This is a genomic window from Pseudomonas oryzihabitans (assembly GCF_007665395.1).
GTDB classification, from domain to species: Bacteria; Pseudomonadota; Gammaproteobacteria; order Pseudomonadales; family Pseudomonadaceae; genus Chryseomonas; species Chryseomonas psychrotolerans_C.
In genome coordinates this window covers 155860-174636 of sequence record NZ_VDND01000013.1, presented here as the reverse complement: position 1 = coordinate 174636, position 18777 = coordinate 155860, and the positions used below count along the sequence as shown (strand labels likewise).

At 67.9% G+C, this 18777-nt stretch carries 15 protein-coding genes; 10 read left to right on the top strand and 5 right to left on the bottom strand.

The features are described 5' to 3' along the window. Positions 1 to 10 precede the first annotated feature (10 nt). The 5 genes from nrdI to FSV73_RS22275 all read left to right on the top strand — a co-directional run bounded on the left by nrdI (position 11) and on the right by FSV73_RS22275 (position 6119). Entirely contained in the window at positions 11 to 415 is a 405-nt protein-coding gene (nrdI, locus tag FSV73_RS22295) for a class Ib ribonucleoside-diphosphate reductase assembly flavoprotein NrdI (protein ID WP_145011624.1), read from the top strand. Further along, positions 397 to 2538, top strand: coding sequence for a class 1b ribonucleoside-diphosphate reductase subunit alpha (gene nrdE / locus FSV73_RS22290; protein WP_145011621.1), 2142 nt, complete (start codon positions 397 to 399; stop codon positions 2536 to 2538). Before nrdI ends, nrdE begins: the two co-directional genes overlap by 19 nt. Before the next feature lie 10 nt (positions 2539 to 2548). After that, a complete protein-coding gene (gene nrdF, locus FSV73_RS22285; protein WP_145011618.1) occupies positions 2549 to 3529 on the top strand; it encodes a class 1b ribonucleoside-diphosphate reductase subunit beta in 981 nt (326 codons plus the stop codon). Positions 3530 to 4086: 557 nt separating this feature from the next. After that, entirely contained in the window at positions 4087 to 5625 is a 1539-nt protein-coding gene (locus FSV73_RS22280; RefSeq protein WP_145011615.1) for a DNA-3-methyladenine glycosylase 2 family protein, read from the top strand. Next, entirely contained in the window at positions 5622 to 6119 is a 498-nt protein-coding gene (locus FSV73_RS22275; protein WP_145011612.1) for a methylated-DNA--[protein]-cysteine S-methyltransferase, read from the top strand. The genes FSV73_RS22280 and FSV73_RS22275 overlap by 4 nt, the downstream gene beginning before the upstream one ends. Positions 6120 to 6332: 213 nt before the next feature. Here the strand turns inward: FSV73_RS22275 and tkt are convergent, their stop codons facing one another. The 5 genes from tkt to FSV73_RS22250 all read right to left on the bottom strand — a co-directional run bounded on the left by tkt (position 6333) and on the right by FSV73_RS22250 (position 11919). Then, the gene (tkt, locus tag FSV73_RS22270) at positions 6333 to 8330 is read right to left on the bottom strand and encodes a transketolase (protein WP_145011610.1); all 1998 of its coding nucleotides are present in this window, start codon (positions 8328 to 8330) and stop codon (positions 6333 to 6335) included. 83 nt (positions 8331 to 8413) lie between these two features. Continuing rightward, positions 8414 to 9013 (bottom strand): PqiC family protein, encoded by a 600-nt coding sequence (locus FSV73_RS22265; protein ID WP_145011607.1) that lies wholly within the window; start codon positions 9011 to 9013, stop codon positions 8414 to 8416. Next, complete coding sequence (locus tag FSV73_RS22260) at positions 9010 to 10656, bottom strand: intermembrane transport protein PqiB (protein WP_145011604.1); 1647 nt, start codon at positions 10654 to 10656, stop codon at positions 9010 to 9012. Before FSV73_RS22260 ends, FSV73_RS22265 begins: the two co-directional genes overlap by 4 nt. Further along, on the bottom strand, positions 10640 to 11281 hold the full coding sequence (locus FSV73_RS22255) for a paraquat-inducible protein A (RefSeq protein WP_145011601.1): 642 nt from the start codon (positions 11279 to 11281) through the stop codon (positions 10640 to 10642). Before FSV73_RS22255 ends, FSV73_RS22260 begins: the two co-directional genes overlap by 17 nt. After that, positions 11278 to 11919 (bottom strand): paraquat-inducible protein A, encoded by a 642-nt coding sequence (locus FSV73_RS22250; protein WP_145011599.1) that lies wholly within the window; start codon positions 11917 to 11919, stop codon positions 11278 to 11280. Before FSV73_RS22250 ends, FSV73_RS22255 begins: the two co-directional genes overlap by 4 nt. A 213-nt stretch (positions 11920 to 12132) precedes the next feature. Between FSV73_RS22250 and FSV73_RS22245 the strand changes: the two genes are divergently transcribed. The 5 genes from FSV73_RS22245 (at position 12133) to FSV73_RS22225 (ending at position 18752) form a co-directional block, all read left to right on the top strand. Beyond that, entirely contained in the window at positions 12133 to 13131 is a 999-nt protein-coding gene (locus FSV73_RS22245) for an ArsR/SmtB family transcription factor (RefSeq protein ID WP_145011596.1), read from the top strand. A 116-nt stretch (positions 13132 to 13247) separates the two neighbouring features. Continuing rightward, complete coding sequence (gene metK, locus FSV73_RS22240) at positions 13248 to 14438, top strand: methionine adenosyltransferase (RefSeq protein ID WP_007161304.1); 1191 nt, start codon at positions 13248 to 13250, stop codon at positions 14436 to 14438. A 170-nt stretch (positions 14439 to 14608) separates the two neighbouring features. Then, a complete protein-coding gene (locus FSV73_RS22235; protein WP_145011593.1) occupies positions 14609 to 15238 on the top strand; it encodes a phosphatase PAP2 family protein in 630 nt (209 codons plus the stop codon). A 153-nt stretch (positions 15239 to 15391) separates the two neighbouring features. After that, on the top strand, positions 15392 to 16441 hold the full coding sequence (locus FSV73_RS22230; RefSeq protein WP_145011590.1) for a polyamine ABC transporter substrate-binding protein: 1050 nt from the start codon (positions 15392 to 15394) through the stop codon (positions 16439 to 16441). Continuing rightward, a complete protein-coding gene (locus tag FSV73_RS22225) occupies positions 16428 to 18752 on the top strand; it encodes a putative bifunctional diguanylate cyclase/phosphodiesterase (RefSeq protein ID WP_145011587.1) in 2325 nt (774 codons plus the stop codon). Before FSV73_RS22230 ends, FSV73_RS22225 begins: the two co-directional genes overlap by 14 nt. Positions 18753 to 18777 lie beyond the last annotated feature (25 nt).

Sequence of the window (18777 nt, the reverse complement as noted above, 5' to 3'; positions counted from 1 at the left end):
GGCCAGGGCCATGGGTGAGCTGCTGTATTTCTCCAGCACCTCGGAGAACACCCACAGATTCGTCGAGAAACTCGGCCTGGCGGCGCGACGCATTCCCCAGGATCCCGCCGCCGAACCGCTCAAGGCCCGCGAGCCCTACATCCTGGTGTTGCCCTCCTATGGCGGCGGCGGCAGCAAGGGCGCGGTGCCCAAGCCGGTGATCCAGTTTCTCAACGATCCGCATAACCGCGCCCTGATCCGCGGCGTCATCGCCGCGGGCAACACCAACTTCGGCGAGGGCTACTGCCTGGGCGGACGCATCGTCGCCCAGAAATGCGCGGTGCCCCTGCTCTACCAATTCGAATTGCTCGGGACGACGGAGGACGTCGACCGGGTGCGCACGGGAGTGAACGACTTTTGGCAACGTCAGGCCTGACCCCGACCGGCAGCGAGGCGGACTACCACGCGCTCAACGCCATGCTCAACCTCTACGGTCCCAACGGCGAGCTGCAACTCGACAAGGATCGCCAGGCGGCGCGGCAGTACTTTCTGCAGCACGTCAACCAGAACACCGTGTTCTTCCATAACCTGGACGAGAAACTCGGTTACCTGGCGGACAAGGGCTACTACGAGGCGGCGGTGCTGGAGCAATACGCGCCGGCCTTCGTCAAGGCGCTGTTCGAGCGCGCCTACGCCTACAAATTCCGCTTCCAGAGCTTTCTCGGCGCCTTCAAGTACTACACCAGCTACACGCTCAAGACCTTCGACGGCCAGCGCTACCTGGAACGCTACGAGGACCGGGTGTGCCTGGTCGCCCTGAGCCTGGCGCGCGGCGACGAACGCCTGGCCGAGTCGCTGGTGGACGAGATGATCAGCGGGCGCTTCCAGCCGGCGACGCCCACCTTCCTCAACGCCGGCAAGCGCCAGCGCGGCGAGCTGGTGTCCTGCTTCCTGCTGCGCATCGAAGACAACATGGAATCCATCGGCCGCGCGGTGAACTCGGCGCTGCAGCTGTCCAAGCGTGGCGGCGGTGTGGCCTTCCTGCTGAGCAACGTGCGCGAGGTGGGGGCGCCGATCAAGCGCATCGAGAACCAGTCCTCCGGCATCATCCCGATCATGAAGCTGCTGGAAGACGCCTTCTCCTACGCCAACCAGCTGGGTTCACGCCAGGGCGCCGGCGCCGTCTATCTCAACGCCCACCACCCGGACATCCTGAGGTTCCTCGACACCAAGCGCGAGAACGCCGACGAGAAGATCCGCATCAAGACCCTGTCCCTCGGCGTGGTCATCCCCGACATCACCTTCGAGCTGGCCAAGCGCAACGCCGACATGTACCTGTTCTCGCCCTACGACGTGGAGCGGGTCTATGGCGTGCCCTTCGCCGACATCAGCGTCAGCGACAAGTACGCCGAGATGGTGGCCGACGCGCGCATCCGCAAGCGCAAGATCAATGCCCGGGAATTCTTCCAGACCCTGGCGGAGATCCAGTTCGAGTCCGGCTACCCCTACCTGATGTTCGAAGACACGGTGAATCGGGCCAATCCCATCGCCGGGCGCATCAACATGAGCAACCTCTGCTCGGAGATCCTCCAGGTCAACACCCCCAGCCACTTCGACGAAGACCTGGGCTACCAGCACATCGGCCAGGACATCTCCTGCAACCTGGGTTCGCTGAACATCGCCCGCACCATGGATTCGCCGGACCTGGGCCGCACCGTGGAGACCGCCATCCGCGGCCTCACCGCAGTCTCGGAGATGAGCGACATCCGCTGCGTACCCTCGGTGGCCGCCGGCAACGCTGCCTCTCACGCCATCGGCCTGGGGCAGATGAACCTGCACGGCTACCTGGCCCGCGAGCACATCCACTACGGCTCGGCGGAAGGCCTGGATTTCACCAATCTGTACTTCTACACCGTCACCTACCACGCGGTGCGTGCCTCCAATCGCCTGGCCATCGAACGTGGCCAGAGCTTCCAGGGCTTCGCCGATTCCAAGTACGCCAGCGGCGAGTACTTCGACCCGTACACCGAGGGCGACTTCACCCCGCGCACCCCGCGGGTGGCGGAGCTGTTCGAGGTGGCCGCCATCCGCCTGCCGACCCGAGAGGACTGGCAGGAGCTCAAGGCGTCGGTGATGCAGCACGGGCTGTTCAACCGCAACCTCCAGGCCATCCCGCCGACCGGTTCGATCTCCTACATCAACCACTCCACCTCGAGTATCCATCCCATCGTCGCCAAGGTGGAGATCCGCAAGGAAGGCAAGCTGGGCCGCGTCTACTACCCGGCGCCCTACCTGGCCGACGACAACCAGGAGTTCTACCAGGATGCCTACGAGATCGGCCCGGAAAAGATCATCGACACCTATGCCGAGGCCACCCGCCATGTCGACCAGGGGCTGTCGCTGACGCTGTTCTTCCGCGACACCGCCACCACCCGCGACATCAACCGGGCGCAGATCTATGCCTGGAAGAAGGGCATCAAGACGCTCTACTACATCCGCCTGCGCCAGGCCGCCCTGGAAGGCACCGAGGTGCAGGGCTGCGTGTCCTGCAGCCTGTGAGGAAATCGCCATGAACGCATCCGTCAAAGCGCCGCGCCTGAATCGCATCAACGCCATCAACTGGAACCGCATCCAGGACGACAAGGACCTGGAGGTGTGGAATCGCCTGACCGGCAACTTCTGGTTGCCGGAGAAGATCCCGCTGTCCAACGACATCCCCTCCTGGGCGACCCTGACGCCCAAGGAACAGCAGCTGACCATCCGCGTCTTCACCGGCCTGACCCTGCTGGACACCATCCAGAACGCCGTGGGCGCCCCGACCCTGCTGGCCGATGCCGTCACCCCCCACGAGGAAGCGGTGATCGCCAACATCGGCTTCATGGAAGCGGTGCACGCGCGCTCCTACAGTTCGATCTTCTCCACCCTCTGCTCGACGCCGGACGTGGACGAGGCCTATCGCTGGAGCGAGGAGAATCCCTATCTGCAGACCAAGGCCGACCTGATCCTCGCGCGCTACCACGCCGAGGACCCGCTGCTGCGCAAGGTGGCCAGCGTCTTCCTGGAATCCTTCCTCTTCTATTCGGGCTTCTACCTGCCGATGTACTGGTCCAGCCGCGCCAAGCTGACCAATACCGCCGACCTGATCCGCCTGATCATTCGCGACGAAGCGGTGCACGGCTACTACATCGGCTACAAATTCCAGCAGGCCCTGGCCAAGGAAAGCCCGGAGCGCCGCCAGCAGGTCAAGGACTTCGCCTACGAGTTGCTGCAGGACCTCTACGACAACGAGGTGGCCTACACCGAGGACCTCTACGACAGCGTGGGCTGGAGCGAGGACGTGAAGAAATTCCTCCACTACAACGCCAACAAGGCGCTGATGAACCTGGGCTTCGAGGCGCTGTTCCCCAGCAGCATGACCGACGTCAGCCCGGCGATCCTCGCCGCCCTGTCGCCCAGCGCCGACGAGAACCACGACTTCTTCTCCGGCTCGGGCTCGTCCTATGTCATCGGCAAGGCGGTCAGTACCGAGGATGAGGATTGGGATTTCTGATCCCGATCGTATGCTCCCTCTCCCCCTGGGAGAGGGTTGGGGTGAGGGCGCCCCTCGCGACGAAGTCCCCGGTGGAAAAGGCTGCGCCGTTTTCCACGCTACGGCACCGATCCCCATCGCCTGCTCCGAAAGACCCCCTCTCCCTCTGGGAGAGGGTTGGGGTGAGGGCCCACCTCACTCCGAAGCCCCCAGTGGAAAAGGCTCCGCCGTTTTCCACGCTACCGCGCTGATCCCCATCGCCTGCTCCGAAAGACCCCCTCTCCCTCTGGGAGAGGGTTGGGGTGAGGGCGCATCTCGCGACATAGTCCCCGACGGAAAAGACTGCGCCGTTTTCCACGCTACGGTGCTGATTCCTGATCGCAGCCGCGGTAGGTTGGGTTGAGCACAGCGAAGCCCAACGGATCTTGCTTCGGCGTCCGCTCTGTTGGGCTTCGACAATGGAGTTGTCTCAGCCCAACCTACGGTTCATCGTAGCCATGGCCGCGATAGCTATCTACCTCAGCGGTCCCGTCCGAAAACGGCCAGCCCCCCTTCCCCGGCGGTGCTAACCTGCCGCCATGAACGCCTTCCCTGACATTCCCGCCTTCGAACGCGCCCGCCTGGCGCGGGACCCGCGTTTCGACGGTCTGTTCTACACCGCGGTGCTCACCACCGGCATCTATTGCCGGCCGGTGTGCCCGGCCCAGCCACCACGCCCGGAAAACGTCAGCTACTACCCCAGCGCCGCGGCCGCCGAAGCCGCCGGCTATCGACCCTGCCTCAGGTGCCGGCCGGAACTCTCTCCCGCCGGCGGCCATTGGCAGCGCGGCGATGCCACCCTGGCCCGCGCTCTGCGCTTGATGGACGAAGGCCTGGACGACGGCGGCCTGCCCGCCCTCGCCGCCCGCCTCGACCTCAGCGAACGCCAGCTGCGCCGGCTGTTCGTCGAGCGCCTGGGCGCCGCGCCCCTGGCGGTGCTGACCACCCGCCGACTGCTGTTCGCCAAGCAGTTGCTCAGCGAGACCCCGCTGCCGGTCACCGAGGTGGCCCTGGCCGCCGGCTTCGGCAGCCTGCGACGCTTCAACACCGCCTTTCGCGACGCCTACGGCCTGGCCCCCAGCCAGCTGCGCAAGGGCCAGGCCGCGGCCTCGCCGGTGCTAGTCCTGCGCCTGGCCTATCGCCCACCCTACGACTTCGTCGCCCAGCTGGATTTCCTCCGCGGTCATGCCCTGCCCGGCGTCGAGGTGCTGGACGATGCCAGCTACGCCCGGGTGATAGGCACGCCCGAGCAACCGGGCTGGCTGCGCGTCTCGGCCTGGGACGCCAACACGCCGGCGCTGCGCCTGGAGCTGCACGGGGCTCTGCCGGGCGAACTGCAGGCCGCGGTGGCGCGCATTCGCCGCATGTTCGACCTGGATGCCGATCCCGAGGCCATCGCCCAGGGCCTGGCGGTCGATCCGACCCTGGCCGAGCTGGTGGCCCGCCGCCCCGGCCTGCGCCTGCCCAGCGGCTGGGACGGCTTCGAGATCGCCGTGCGCGCCGTCATCGGCCAGCAGGTCAGCGTGGTGGCGGCCACCACCATGACCGCCCGGGTGGTGCAGCGCTTCGGCCGCCCCTGGGGCGAGCCCGCCCCTGCGGCCGGTCGTCCGCCGGCGGGCCTGCACCACTTCTTTCCCACGGTGGATGCCCTGGCCGATGCCGCCCTGGAAGAGCTCACCGGCCTCGGCCTGATCCGCGCCCGCGCCGGTACCCTGGGGACCGTGGCCCGGGCCTTGCGCGCCGGCGAGGTGGACTTCGACACCGGCCGCACCCTGGACGACTTCGCCCGTCGCTGGATCGCCCTCAAGGGCATCGGCCCCTGGACCGCCCAGTACATCGCCCTGCGCGCCCTGGCCCATCCCGATGCCTGCCCGGTGGAAGACCTGGTGTTGCAGAAACGCCTGGCACCACCCGGCGAGCGCCTCACCGCCAAGGCGCTGTACGCCCGCGCCGAAGCCTGGCGACCCTGGCGCGCCTACGGGGTCATGCAGGTCTGGCGCGAAGCCACCTGGAAGGCGCCCGCCGAGGCGCCTGCCGAACCCGTTCCTACCCGCCTCGCCGAGGAGTCGCCGCGATGATCGCCTATTGCCTGCTGGACAGCCCCATAGGTCCCCTCACCCTGGCCGCCGACGACGATGGCCTGCGCGTGGTGGAATTTCCCGAGAATCGCTACCTGGCCAAGCGCGACGCCAGCTGGGTCGCCGCCGAACACCCCATCCTGGAACGGGCCTGCCAGCAGCTCGGCGAGTATTTCGCTGGGCGTCGGCAGACCTTCGAGCTGCCCCTGGCGCCGCGCGGCACCCCCTTCCAGGTGGACGTCTGGCAGGCCCTGGCGCGGATTCCCCATGGCCAGACCTGGAGCTACGGCCAGTTGGCCCGCCACCTCGGCCGCCCGCAGGCGATGCGGGCGGTGGGCGCCGCCAATGGCCGCAATCCGCTGCCCATCGTCCTACCCTGCCACCGGGTGATAGGCGCCTCCGGCGCCCTCACCGGTTTCGGTGGCGGCCTGCCGACCAAGCAGTTCCTGCTGGAGCTGGAAGGGGCGCTGCCACGCAGCGCGGCGTTGTTCTGAAGGGAGCCTGAGGCCGGTGCTGGCAGCCGGCCGTGCCATCGCAGCCCTGCCGGTGCGTCGTAGCGACCGCGCCTACGGGCAGCTGGGTATTCACAGGAGAAGCCGCATCGGCGGACCACCATGGCCGCGCGCGCCTCTCCTGGACGACAAAAACCATCCCCCACAAAGACCAACGCCACGCGAAGGCGTGGCGTTGGTCTATCAGGGTCGCGCTCAGTCTTCGAGCAGCTCGCCAGCCACCGCCAGGACGTTGTCCAGGGTGAAGCCGAAGTGCTCGAACAGCGCCGCCGCCGGAGCGGATTCGCCGTAGGTGTGCATGCCGACGATACGACCGTCGAGGCCGACGTACTTGTACCAGAAGTCGGCGATACCGGCCTCGATGGCGATGCGCGCGCCGACTTCCACCGGCAGCACCTGCTGGCGGTACTCGGGGCTCTGGCGGTCGAAGACGCTGGTGCTGGGCATGGAGACCACGCGCACGTTGCGCCCTTCGGCGGTCAGGCGCTCGTAGGCCTGCACCGCCAGACCGACTTCGGAGCCAGTGGCGATGAAGATCAGCTCGGGCTCGCCGACGCAGTCCTTGAGTACGTAGCCGCCCCGGGCGGCATTGCCCAGGGTGGCTTCGTCGCGCACGCTGTGGGCCAGGTTCTGGCGCGAGAAAATCAGCGCGCTGGGACCGTCGCGACGCTCCAGGGCCGCGGTCCAGGCGATGGCGGATTCCACCGCGTCGGCCGGCCGCCAGGTGTCCAGGTTGGGCGTGTAGCGCAGCGAGGCCAGTTGCTCCACCGGCTGGTGGGTCGGACCGTCTTCGCCGAGGCCGATGGAGTCGTGGGTGAAGACATAGAGCACCCGCTGCTTCATCAGGGCGGACATGCGCACGGCGTTGCGGGCGTATTCCATGAACATCAGGAAGGTGGCGCCGTAGGGCACCAGGCCGCCGTGCAGGGCGACGCCGTTCATGATGGCGCTCATGCCGAATTCACGCACGCCGTAGTGGACATAGTTGCCGCTGGCGTCTTCGGCGGTGACGCCCTTGGCGCCCTTCCAAAGCGTCAGGTTGGAACCGGCCAGGTCGGCGGAACCGCCGAGCAGCTCGGGCAGCAGCGGACCGAAGAACTGCAGGGCGTTCTGGCTGGCCTTGCGGCTGGCGATGGTCTCGCCCTTGGTGGCGACGTCCTGGATGAAGGCGGCGGCGCGCTCGGCGAAGTCGGCGGGCAGGTCACCGGCCATGCGCCGCTTGAACTCGGCGGCCAGCTCCGGGTGGGCAGCGGCGTAGGCGGCGAAGCGCTGGTTCCACTCGGCCTCGGCTGCGGCGCCGCGCTCCTTGGCGCTCCACTCGGCATAGATGTCGGCGGGAATCTCGAAGGGCGCGTGGGACCAGCCGAGCAGTTCGCGGGCGGCCTGGATCTCGTCGTTGCCCAGCGGCGCGCCGTGGCACTCTTCCTTGCCCTGCTTGTGCGGCGCACCGTAGCCGATCACCGTCTTGCAGCAGATCAGGGTGGGCTGGTCGCTCTTGCGCGCGGTGTCCAGGGCGGTCTTGATCTCGTCGGCGTCATGGCCGTCGACGTTGCGGATCACCTGCCAGCCGTAGCTCTCGAAGCGCTTGGGGGTGTCGTCGGTGAACCAGCCTTCGACCTCGCCATCGATGGAGATGCCGTTGTCGTCGTAGAAGGCGATCAGCTTGGACAGGCCCAGGGTGCCGGCCAGGGAGCAGACTTCATGGGAGACGCCTTCCATCATGCAACCATCGCCCAGGAAGGCGTAGGTGTGGTGGTCGACGACCTTATGGCCCTCGCGGTTGAACTGGGCGGCCATGACCTTTTCCGCCAAGGCGAAGCCCACGGCGTTGGCGATGCCCTGGCCCAGCGGCCCGGTGGTGGTCTCGATGCCCGGGGCATAGCCGTATTCCGGGTGGCCCGGGGTCTTGCTGTGCAACTGGCGGAAGTTCTTCAGGTCGTCGATGGACAGGTCGTAACCCGACAGGTGCAGCAGCGAATAGATGAGCATGGAGCCATGGCCGTTGGATAGCACGAAGCGGTCACGGTCGGCCCATTGGGGATTGCCAGGGTTGTGCTTGAGCTGATCGTGCCAGAGCACCTCGGCGATGTCGGCCATGCCCATGGGGGCACCGGGGTGGCCGCTGTTGGCTTTTTGCACGGCATCCATGCTGAGGGCGCGGATGGCGTTGGCTCGATCACGACGGCTGGGCATTGCGGTGTCTCCTGGCAGAGGCAGAGCGAAGGGGCCATCATTCTGGCCCAGCCAGGGCACTTCCAGCAATCGACGTTGTCAGCTCAGCCGGCCGGGCAGGCCGTCCCGGGGTCGGCCACGAAGGCCCGGGCGACCGGCGCGATACGCGTGGCCAACTGCGCCAGCGCCTGGCGATGGGCCGCGACGACCTCGGCATAGGCGGCGCCGGCCGGCTGCTGGATCCGGCTGCCACAGGTGAGCACCCGCTCGCCGCCGGGCTCGGCCAGGCGCAGCGTCCACAGCGCCTCCTGTTGCACCCCGCGCCCCGGCTGGGAGTCGAAGCGCTGCACATCCACCTTGATGCGCAGCACCGGGGCACCGCTGCCGCGCGGCGCATCGCCCAGGTCGAGGGTCCCCAGGTCCTGGGACAGGTCGGCGGACAGCGCACTGCGGATCTCGTCGGCCAGGGGGGCGATCCAGCGCTCGTTTTCCAGCAGGGCGATGGCGTCGCCCTGGCGGATCACCAGTTGCGGCTGGTCCGCCTGGGGCGGCACCGACACGCCCTGCAGGGCGAAGCGAAAGGGGGCGGCACGCCCGGCCGCGTCCGGGGCGGCGGCGCTGGTCAGGGTGTGGTAGTTGAGCGGCGCCTTCGAGGAACAGGCGGCCAACAGCAGAGGCAGGGCCAGGCAGGTCAGGCGCTTCATTGCAGTTTTCCTTTGGCGGGATCGCGGGAACCCGGCTCGAACTTGGGCGCGGGATCGGTCACCAGGCCGCGGATCAGGGATTCCGGATGGCGGCCGAGGTAGTCGCCGAAGACGCGCAGGGAGCGCGCCATGCGCTGCATTTCCTCGAGCGTCTGGCTCAGGTTCTGCTGCACCGGCGAGTCGGCGCCGAGGCTCTGGCTGGCGCTGCCGGTGAGCTGCTGCACGCCCATCAGGGTGGTGGTCAGCTGCGGCAGGACGCCGGCGTTGAGTTGCTTGAGGGTCCCGCTGAGCTGGGCCAGGCTGGTGTCAAGATTCTTGCCGATGGAGTCGAAGGGGATCTTGTCGATCTTGTTGACGATGCCGGCCATCTGCTCCTGCAGGCGGTCGAAGCTGCCGGTGACGGTGGGGATGACCAGCGGCTGCGCCTTGGGATTGAAGGCCACCTTGGGCGCATTGGGGATGAAGTCGATGGAGATGTAGAGCTGCCCGGTGAGCAGGTTGCCGGTGCGCGCCTGGGCGCGCAGGCCGCGCGCCACCCAGCCGGCGAACAGCTTGCCGTCGCGGTCCTCGGCTTCCAGGCGCTTGCCGACCTCGCCGAGGCGTTGCGGATAGATCACCGCACCGACGATCAGCGAGAAATCGTCCTGCTGGTGGTCGTAATCCGGCGTCAGGGAAACCACCCGACCGACATTCATACCGAGGAATTCCACCGGCGCGCCGGTGGCCAGGCCGCGCAGCGACTGCTGGAATCTCATGCGGATGTAGTGCGGCTCGCCGTCCGGCGGGGCCAGGGCGCTGGTCTGGTCATCGAACAGGGTGAAGTCCTGGTCTTCCTTGGCTTCCTGCGGATCCTTGGGCCATTCGGGGGTGACGAAGGCGATACCGCCCGCCACCACCGTGGCCAGCGACTGGGTATTGAGCTTGAGGCCGGAGGCGCTGAGCGAGACGTCGACCCCGCTGGCGTTCCAGAAGCGGCTGTTGGCGGTGACGAAGCGGTCATAGGGCGAGTCGATGAAGATCTGCGCACTGACGCCCTTGCCGTCCTGGTTGAGATGGAAGGACACCACCCGGCCGACCTGGATACGCCGGTAATAGACCGGCGAACCCACGTCCAGCGAGCCGATGTCGTCGGCGGTGACGATGAATCTCTTGCCGGAGGCGCCATGGATCAGCGCCGGAGGCTGCTCCAGGCCCCGGAAGTCACGCTGCGTCTCGGTGGAACTGCCGATGTCGGCACCGATGAAGGCACCCGAGACCAGGGTATCCACCCCGGAGACGCCGTTCACGCCAAAGCGCGGCCGTACCACCCAGAAGCGCGCGTCCTTGGTGGCGAAGCCCTCGGCGGACTTTTCCAGCTCGATGGTGGTGATCACCCGGTTGCGATCCGGGGCCAGCTGGATGTCGCTGACGGTGCCGATCACCACGTTCTTGTACTTCACCTGGGTCTTGCCGGCTTCCAGGCCCTCGGCGGTGAGGAAGGTCACGGTGATGCTCGGCCCGCGCGACGCCCAGCTGTGCACCACCATGGACAGCCCGATCAGGGCCGCCACGATGGGCACCAGCCAGATCAGCGATACGCTCCAGCGACTGCGGCGTACCTCGGGGGTAGGCGCCAGGGCGTCGGGTTCATGCCTGTCCGTCATCGTTCACCTCTGCATCCCAGATCAAGCGGGGATCGAAACTCATCGCGGCGAGCATCGTCAGCACCACCACGAAACCAAAGAACACGATACCCAGGCGCGGCGCTGCCGAACTCAGGGCACCGAAATGCACCAGCGCCGAGACCAGGGCCACCACGATGACGTCGAGCATCGACCAGTAGCCGATCAGCTCGACGAAGCGATAGAGCCGGGCGCGCTGGGCCATCGCCCAGTCGCTGTGTCTCTGGCAACTCACCAGCAGGGTGCCGAGCACCAGGAACTTGATGGAGGGCACCGCCACGCTGGCGATGAAGATGACCAGGGCGACGCCCCAGGAGCCGTTCTCCCAGAATTCGATCACCCCTTCGAGAATGGTGCTCTCCGTACCGCGGCCCAGGGTACCGGTGAACATCACCGGCAGGGTATTGGCCGGGATATAGAGGATCAGCGCGGCGAGCAGGTAGGCCCAGGTCTTGGCATAGACGTTCGGCTTGCGCCGGTGCAGCGCCGAGCCGCAGCGCGGGCAGCCGGCCTTGTGGCGGCGCGGCGCGCTGCAGACGTTGCCGCAGACGTGGCACAGGCAGAGGCCGAGCTCGGCGGCGCGCGGCGGCAGCTGGGGCGCGCTCACGACTCGCGCTCCCCGACGGCGTCCCACAGCGGGTGCAGGTCGCGCTTGGCGATGATCAGCAGCACCACCATCAACCCGATCATGCCGAACAGGCCCAGGCCCACCACCACGTGCAGCAGGCCGGCCAGCTTGATCACCGCCACCAGGGCGCCGAGCACGAAGACCTCGATCATGCTCCAGGGGCGCAGGTAGTGCAGGGTGACCATGGCCGTGGCGAAGCCCGGCGCGCGACGGCCGGCCTGGGCGAAGCCGAGCACCCAGAGCAGCAGCAGGATCTGCAGCAGCGGCACCACGAACAGGGTCATGGCCACCACCAGCGCCATGGGGCCGGCGAAGCCACGGCTCATGGCGACCACCGATTCCAGCAGCGTCGCCTCGCTGTGCAGGCCGCGGAAACTCAGTTGCAGGATGGGGCCGACGTTGGCGATGACGAACAGCACCGCCGCGGCGATGGCCAGCGCCAGCAGGCCCTGGATGTCCAGCCGACTGGCGCGGTAGAGCAAGGCGCCACAGCGCAGGCAATGCGCCCGCTCGCCCGCGGCGAGCGGCTCCAGGCGATGCACGGAATCGCAGTGCTCGCAGATCACCAGGCGCGTACCGGCGGCAGGCGCGGAAGGGGATGATGGCTGGACGGACATGGGGCTACTCGGGTGGCGCTCCTGAAGGGGCTGCACGTTGGACGCGCGCGTCTCGCGGTCGTTACCGCAGGCCCGCGACGACCGCAGGCCAAACGGCTCCGGCATCTTACCTTCCTCGACGAAGGTATGCGCGGGTCACGGCGCCGGACAAGTATCAAAACTTTTTGATGCTTTTCTTGCGAGGCCCGGGACGGGTCTCTAGACTAGCGCCCCATGAATCCGCTACGCGTGCCGGCGCTCGGCCAGGAACCAGGAGATACCCTCGCCGCCCTGTGCAAGGCCGGTGGCGATCCCCTGCGCCTGAACGTCCTGCGCGCCCTGCACAGCGCCTCCTTCGGCGTGCTGGAGCTGGCGCAGATCTTCGCCACCGGCCAGTCCGGCATCAGCCACCATCTCAAGGTGCTGGCCCAGGCCCAGCTGGTGGCCACCCGCCGCGAGGGCAACGCCATCTTCTATCGTCGCGCCCTGCCCCGTCCCGGCGGCCTGGGTGGCGCCCTGCACGCCGCCCTGCTCGAAGAGGTGGACGCCCTGGCCCTGCCCAGCGCGGTGCAGACGCGGATCGGCGAGGTGCATGCCCAGCGCGCGGCGGTGAGTCGCGACTTCTTCGCCCGGGTGGCGGAAAAATTCCAGGCCCAGCAGGACCTCATCGCCAGCCTGCCGCAGTACCGCGACGGCCTGCTCAGCCTGCTCGATGCGCTGGCCCTGGATCCCCGTGGCTGCGCCCTGGAAGTGGGCCCGGGCGACGGCGCCTTCCTGCCGGACCTGGCGCAGCGCTTCGCCCGGGTGGTGGCGGTGGACAACAGTCCGGCCATGCTCGAACTGGCGCGCCAGCGCTGCCAGCGCAACGGCCTCGTGCAGGTCGAACTGCAGCTGGCCGACGCCCTCGCCGAGCCGCTGCCGCAGGCCGATTGTGTAGTCCTCAACATGGTCCTGCACCATCTCGCCGCGCCGGCGGAGGCCTTGCAGCGCCTGGCGCTGCGCGTGGCCCCGGGCGGCAGCCTGGTGATCACCGACCTCTGCCCCCACGACCAGACCTGGGCACGGGCCGCCTGTGGCGATCTCTGGCTCGGCTTCGAGCAGGACGAACTGGCGCGCTGGGCCCAGGCCGCCGGCCTGCAGGCGGGCGAAAGCCTCTACCTCGGCCTGCGCAACGGCTTTCAGATCCAGGTGCGCCAGTTCGCGCGCCCGGCTCAGGGAAACACCCCGTCATGAGGCCGAGCGGCCAATGGCGGGCGGACCGGACGCTCAAGGGCGTCATGTCCTGCAAGGAAACTGCTGTCTCGACCGGCCTGCGGGCCCCTACCCCTTGGTAATTTAGGAACCATTCGATGAGCGAATATTCCCTGTTCACCTCCGAGTCCGTCTCCGAAGGCCACCCGGACAAGATCGCCGACCAGATCTCCGATGCCGTGCTCGACGCCATCATCACCCAGGACAAGCATGCCCGCGTGGCCTGCGAGACCCTGGTCAAGACCGGCGTGGCCATCGTCGCCGGCGAAGTCACCACCTCCGCCTGGGTCGACTTGGAGCAACTGGTGCGCGACGTCATCGTCGACATCGGCTACGACAGCTCGGACGTGGGTTTCGACGGCGCCACCTGCGGCATCGTCAACATCATCGGCAAGCAGTCGGTGGACATCGCCCAGGGCGTCGATCGCAGCAAGCCGGAAGACCAAGGCGCCGGTGACCAGGGCCTGATGTTCGGCTACGCCTGCAACGAGACCGACGTGCTGATGCCCGCGCCCATCACCTTCTCCCACCGCCTGGTGGAGCGTCAGGCCGAGGCGCGCAAGTCGGGCCTGCTGCCCTGGCTGCGCCCGGACGCCAAGTCCCAGGTGACCTGCCGCTACGACGGCGGCAAGGTGGTCGGCATCGACGCCATCGTGCTGTCCACCCAGCACAATCCCGAGGTCAAGTACGCCGACCTGCGCGAAGCCGTGATGGAGCTGATCGTCAAGCACGTCATCCCTGCCGAGCTGCTGCACAAGGACACCCAGTTCCACATCAACCCGACCGGCCAGTTCATCATCGGCGGCCCGGTGGGCGACTGCGGCCTGACCGGCCGCAAGATCATCGTCGACAGCTACGGCGGCATGGCCCGTCACGGCGGTGGCGCCTTCTCCGGCAAGGACCCGTCCAAGGTCGACCGCAGCGCCGCCTACGCCGGTCGCTACGTGGCCAAGAACATCGTCGCCGCCGGCCTGGCCGAGCGCTGCGAGATCCAGGTGTCCTACGCCATCGGCGTGGCCCAGCCCACCTCCATCTCGATCAATACCTTCGGCACCGCCAAGATCAGCGACGAGAAGATCGTGCAGCTGGTGCGCGAGCATTTCGACCTGCGCCCCTACGCCATCACCACCATGCTCGACCTGCTGCACCCGATGTACCGCGCCACCGCGGCCTACGGCCACTTCGGTCGCCATCCGCAGGAAATCACCGTGGGCGATGACACCTTCACCACCTTCACCTGGGAACGCACCGACCGCGCCGCCGCCCTGCGCGCCGCTGCCGGTCTGTAAGACGCCTCCCGGCAAACAGCCCCGCCACCTCCGGTGCCGGGGCTTTTTTCTGGGTCTGCAAGCGGGGTCCCAGCGCTTTCTTGCGCCAGTCCACAGGCTGGCACGGGCGATGCAACCTCTCGGCGTGCGGTGGTCAGAATGCCTCGTCTTCTCCAGGAGTGTGCTTATCCATGTGGCTGTTCATCACCAATTTCGGCGATTCCTCGGTGATGCTTCCCTGCGCCCTGCTCATCGCGCTCTGGCTGCTCGCCGGCCTGTCCGCGCGGGCCGCGCTGCTCTGGTTGCTGCTGTTTGGTGCGGCGAGTCTCCTCGTGGCCCTGTCCAAGGTCGCCTTCTTCGGCTGGGGCCTGGGCATTCCCCGGCTGGATTTCACCGGCTTCAGCGGCCATTCCATGCTGGTGGGCAGCGTGCTGCCGGTCCTCGGCTGGCTGCTGGCCGGCCGAGGACGGCCGTCGCTACGGCTGACCGCGGCGGCCATCGGCGCACTGTGCGCCCTGCTCATCGCCGTCTCGCGGGTGGTGCTGGGCTATCACTCGGTCTCGGAAGTGGTGACCGGCCTGCCCATCGGCTACGCCGCCAGCGGCAGCCTGCTCTGGCTGCTGCGGGGCCAGCAGGTGCTGCTCAAGCCACGCCAGGCCGCCCTGGGCGCGAGCCTGCTGCTGTTGCCGCTGCTGTTGCTGCATGGCACCAATGCGCCAACCCAACGGGTGCTGGAACGCCTGGCGGTGAAATTCGCCGACGAGCAGAATCCCTGGACCCGCGCCCACCAGCGCGCCGGGGTGGCGCCGCTGCAGAACTGAGGCGTGGCGCCCAGCGCAGGCGAGGGGCGCGGCGCTTGGCTGGCGAATCGTGGAAGGCCTCCTAAACTGGCAGAAGCCCTCGTGAGCCCAGGGTGAACGTCTGGCCTTCCAGCATTTCCTATTGAAGTCAGTCCTTGCCGCCGAGTCGTCCGCATGCGCTACTGCGTCTCCCTGTTCTGGTGTCTGGTACTCCCAGTGCTACCAGCGTCGCCCCTGGCCGCGGCGGAGTCCCTACGGCTCTATACCTGGGAAGGCTACTTCAGCGAAACCCTGCTGCAGCGCTGGGCCAAGGCCAATGCGCCGGTGCAGGAAATCCATTTCGACAGCAGCGACGTGCGTGATGCCACCCTGGCGCGCGGCGATGCCGATCTCGACCTGGTGGTGATCAACGAGGTCAGCGCTACCCGCCTCGGCCGGGACGGCCTGCTGACCCGCATCGATCCAAAGCGCCTGACGCACCTCGCCGAGCTCGATCCGCGCTGGCGCCAGAGCTGCGGCGACTATGCCGTGCCCTATGTCTGGGGCACCCTGGGCCTGCTCTATCGCAGCGACCGCCTGGCCAGCGCGCCCGACTCCTGGCAGGCCCTGCTGCAGCCCGGACCGGCGCTGCAGGGCCGTATCGCCATGCTCGAAGACCATGACGACCTGCTGGTGGCGCCGCTGATCACCCAGGGCGCCGCCATCAATAGCGACGACCCTGAGCTGCTCAGGCGCAGCTTCGCCCTGCTCAAGGCCCAGGCGCCGGCGGTGCTCACCTACCAGTACGTGGTCAGCGCGCTGCACAATCCGGCCTACAGCGACCGCATCGACCTGGCGCTGGGCTACAGCGGCGACCAGCACCTGCTCAATGCGGCGACTCCCGGCCAGCCCTGGCGCTTCACCACGCCGCGCGAGGGCAGCCTGCTCTGGGTGGACTGCGTGGCGGTGCTCAGCAATTCCCCGCACCAGGCCGCCGCACAGCGCTTCGTCGATTTCCTCAACGAACCCCGCAACGCCCTGCTAGCCACCACGGAGCTGCACCTGGCGACGCCCAATGCCGGGGCCGTGCGCCTGTTGCCCGCGGAGCTGCGGCAGGATCCCAGCCTGTTCCCACCCGCCGAGGTACTCGCCCGTAGCCAGATCTTCAGCGAAGGGCCGCCCGATACCTTCCAGACCCGGCAACGCATCGGTAGCGCCCTGGTAGGCCGGCATGAACCTGAATAGGCGCACCCTGCTGCTGATCCTGCCGGTGGCGCTGCTCTGCTGCCTGACCCTGGTCGCGCTGGGCTATGCGGTACAGCGCGCGGCGGTCATCGGCCTCGAGCGCTCCCGGCTCAACCATGATCTGGCGGCCCTCGAGACCACCTACCGCGAATACGACCATTTCAGCCGCAACCTGCTCTATGCCCTGTCCAACAGCGCGGCCCTGGGCAACTTCCTGCGGCAGACGGACGTGCCCTATCGCAACGAGGCCCTGGGCACCCAGCTGCAGCAGGCCGTCCAGCAGTTGGCCGGCGAGGATGCACCCAGCCGCATTTCCCTGGCCATCGCCCGGCCGGACCTGAGCCTGGCCTACTACTACGAACGCAGCGACGACCCCTTCGCCCAGCTGGGCGCTCCCCAGCGCCAGCTGCTCGAACGCCTGGCCCGGGATCCCAGGGGCACCCTGGAGCGCCGCGACTACCTGAGCGACGAGCAGGGGCGCTCCCTGCTGGTGGCGACTACCTCGCTGCTGCCCAGCACCAGCGGCCCACCGCTGCTCGGCCAGCGTGGCCTGGCGATGACCTTGCAGCTGGCGGTGAGTCCGGATCGGGTGGAAGCCCTGCGCCGGACCCTCGAGGACACCTATGGCGCGCCCCTGGAATTCAGCCGCACGCCGCCCGCCCAGACCAGCGACTTCACCGCGGTCCAGCGCCTGGCGCCCGACCTCCATGTCCGCCTGACCCCGGACCCGCAGCGCCTGGACGCACAGCTGCACCGCCTGGCGCTCCTCTACTTCGGCGGCGGCCTGCTGGTGACCCTGGCCTGCATCCTGATCCTGCTGATGCTGATCCGGCGCTACATCACCCGCCCCATCGCGCGGCTGGACAGCCAGCTCACCGAGGTGCTGGAAGGCCAGCGCCAGGCGCTCGACGATCCCCGCGAGCCCGGCGAGATCGGCCACCTGGGCGCCAACATGAAACGCCTGCACGACAGCAACCTCGCCATCCTGGCGCAACTGCGCACGGCCTTGCGCACCGACGCCCTCACCCAGATCGGCAATCGCCGTCACTTCCAGTTCATGGGGGACCTCTGGCTCGACGAGCGTCCGGACGGTCGGACCGTCGCGCTGCTGTACTTCGGCCTCGACCACTTCAAGTCGGTGAACGACAGATTCGGCCATGAGGTGGGCGACGAGTTGCTGCAGGCCGTGGCCCGCCAGACGCAGCGGGTGATCGACAGCTACAGCGAACGCAACGAGGTGGTCTTCACCCGCCTGGCCGGTGATGAATTCGCCGTCCTGCTGCGCGGGCCCCAGGCGGCTGCCGATGGCCTGGCCCTGGGTGACCAGTTGCAGCGCCTCTACGACAACGGCACCCTGGTCGGCGAACGGCGCTATGCCGTGACCCTCAGCCTCGGCCTGGCCGCTCCCGAGGCCCCTCTGGACCTCGCCGACCTGCTCGCCCAGGCCGATCTGGCGCTGGCCCGGGCCAAGGGCGAAGGTGGCAACCGCCTGGTGCATTTCACCCCGGAGCTGGCGGCGCGCCAGCGGCGGCATGACCAGCTGGACGAGCATCTGCGCCAACTGAATCCGGACGAGGAATTCCACCTCGTCTACATGCCGGCCGTCGACAGCGACGGCCAGGTCCGCTCCGCTGAGACCCTGGTGCGCTGGAATTCCCCCCGCCTGGGCGCCGTGTCCCCGGCGGAATTCATTCCCATCGCCGAGCGCCAGGGGCATTTCCGCTGGATCGATCGCTGGGTGGTGGACCAGGCCTGCCGGGAGTATCCGGCGTTGCAGGAGGTGCTCGGCGCCGACCTGGTGCTGTCCATCAACCTGTCGTCCGCGCAACTGGACCAGGCCGATATCGTGCCCTACCTGTGCGAGCGGGTGAGTCACCACGGCGTCGATCCGGGACGCCTGGAACTGGAATTCACCGAGACCTTCGCCGCCGAACTCAACGAGCGGACCCTGGCGCTGCTGCATGAGCTGCGCGCCGCGGGCTTTCGCGTGGCCATCGACGACTTCGGCGTGGGCTACACCTCCATCCAGCAGGTCACCGACTACCCCGCCGACACCATCAAGTTCGATCGACTCATCGTCGAGCGCCTCAGCCAACCCGGCAACCAGGCCAGCCTGGAGGCCCTCGTCGCCTTCTGCCATGCGCGCGACGCCCAGGTCATCGCCGAAGGCGTGGACAGCGAACTCAAGCAGCTCTGCCTGCAACAGGCCGGCTGCGACCTGTTGCAGGGCTTCCTGATCTGCCCGCCGCGGCGCCTCGACGAGCTGCGCGACTGGCAGCGGCAGCGCCTGGGCGATCCCAGCCGGGTCTAGGGTTGCTGCCGGCGGGCAGCAACCC

Bases quoted from the DNA above. Each gene is read 5' to 3' on its own strand.
- FSV73_RS22230 (WP_145011590.1), top strand. From the start codon at position 15,392: ATGCGCTACTGCGTCTCCCTGTTCTGGTGTCTGGTACTCCCAGTGCTA.
- FSV73_RS22250 (WP_145011599.1), bottom strand. From the start codon at position 11,919: ATGTCCGTCCAGCCATCATCCCCTTCCGCGCCTGCCGCCGGTACGCGC.
- FSV73_RS22260 (WP_145011604.1), bottom strand. From the start codon at position 10,656: ATGACGGACAGGCATGAACCCGACGCCCTGGCGCCTACCCCCGAGGTA.
- FSV73_RS22235 (WP_145011593.1), top strand. From the start codon at position 14,609: ATGTGGCTGTTCATCACCAATTTCGGCGATTCCTCGGTGATGCTTCCC.
- FSV73_RS22245 (WP_145011596.1), top strand. From the start codon at position 12,133: ATGAATCCGCTACGCGTGCCGGCGCTCGGCCAGGAACCAGGAGATACC.
- FSV73_RS22280 (WP_145011615.1), top strand. From the start codon at position 4,087: ATGAACGCCTTCCCTGACATTCCCGCCTTCGAACGCGCCCGCCTGGCG.
- FSV73_RS22265 (WP_145011607.1), bottom strand. From the start codon at position 9,013: ATGAAGCGCCTGACCTGCCTGGCCCTGCCTCTGCTGTTGGCCGCCTGT.
- FSV73_RS22275 (WP_145011612.1), top strand. From the start codon at position 5,622: ATGATCGCCTATTGCCTGCTGGACAGCCCCATAGGTCCCCTCACCCTG.
- FSV73_RS22225 (WP_145011587.1), top strand. From the start codon at position 16,428: ATGAACCTGAATAGGCGCACCCTGCTGCTGATCCTGCCGGTGGCGCTG.
- nrdI (WP_145011624.1), top strand. From the start codon at position 11: ATGGGTGAGCTGCTGTATTTCTCCAGCACCTCGGAGAACACCCACAGA.
- tkt (WP_145011610.1), bottom strand. From the start codon at position 8,330: ATGCCCAGCCGTCGTGATCGAGCCAACGCCATCCGCGCCCTCAGCATG.
- metK (WP_007161304.1), top strand. From the start codon at position 13,248: ATGAGCGAATATTCCCTGTTCACCTCCGAGTCCGTCTCCGAAGGCCAC.
- nrdF (WP_145011618.1), top strand. From the start codon at position 2,549: ATGAACGCATCCGTCAAAGCGCCGCGCCTGAATCGCATCAACGCCATC.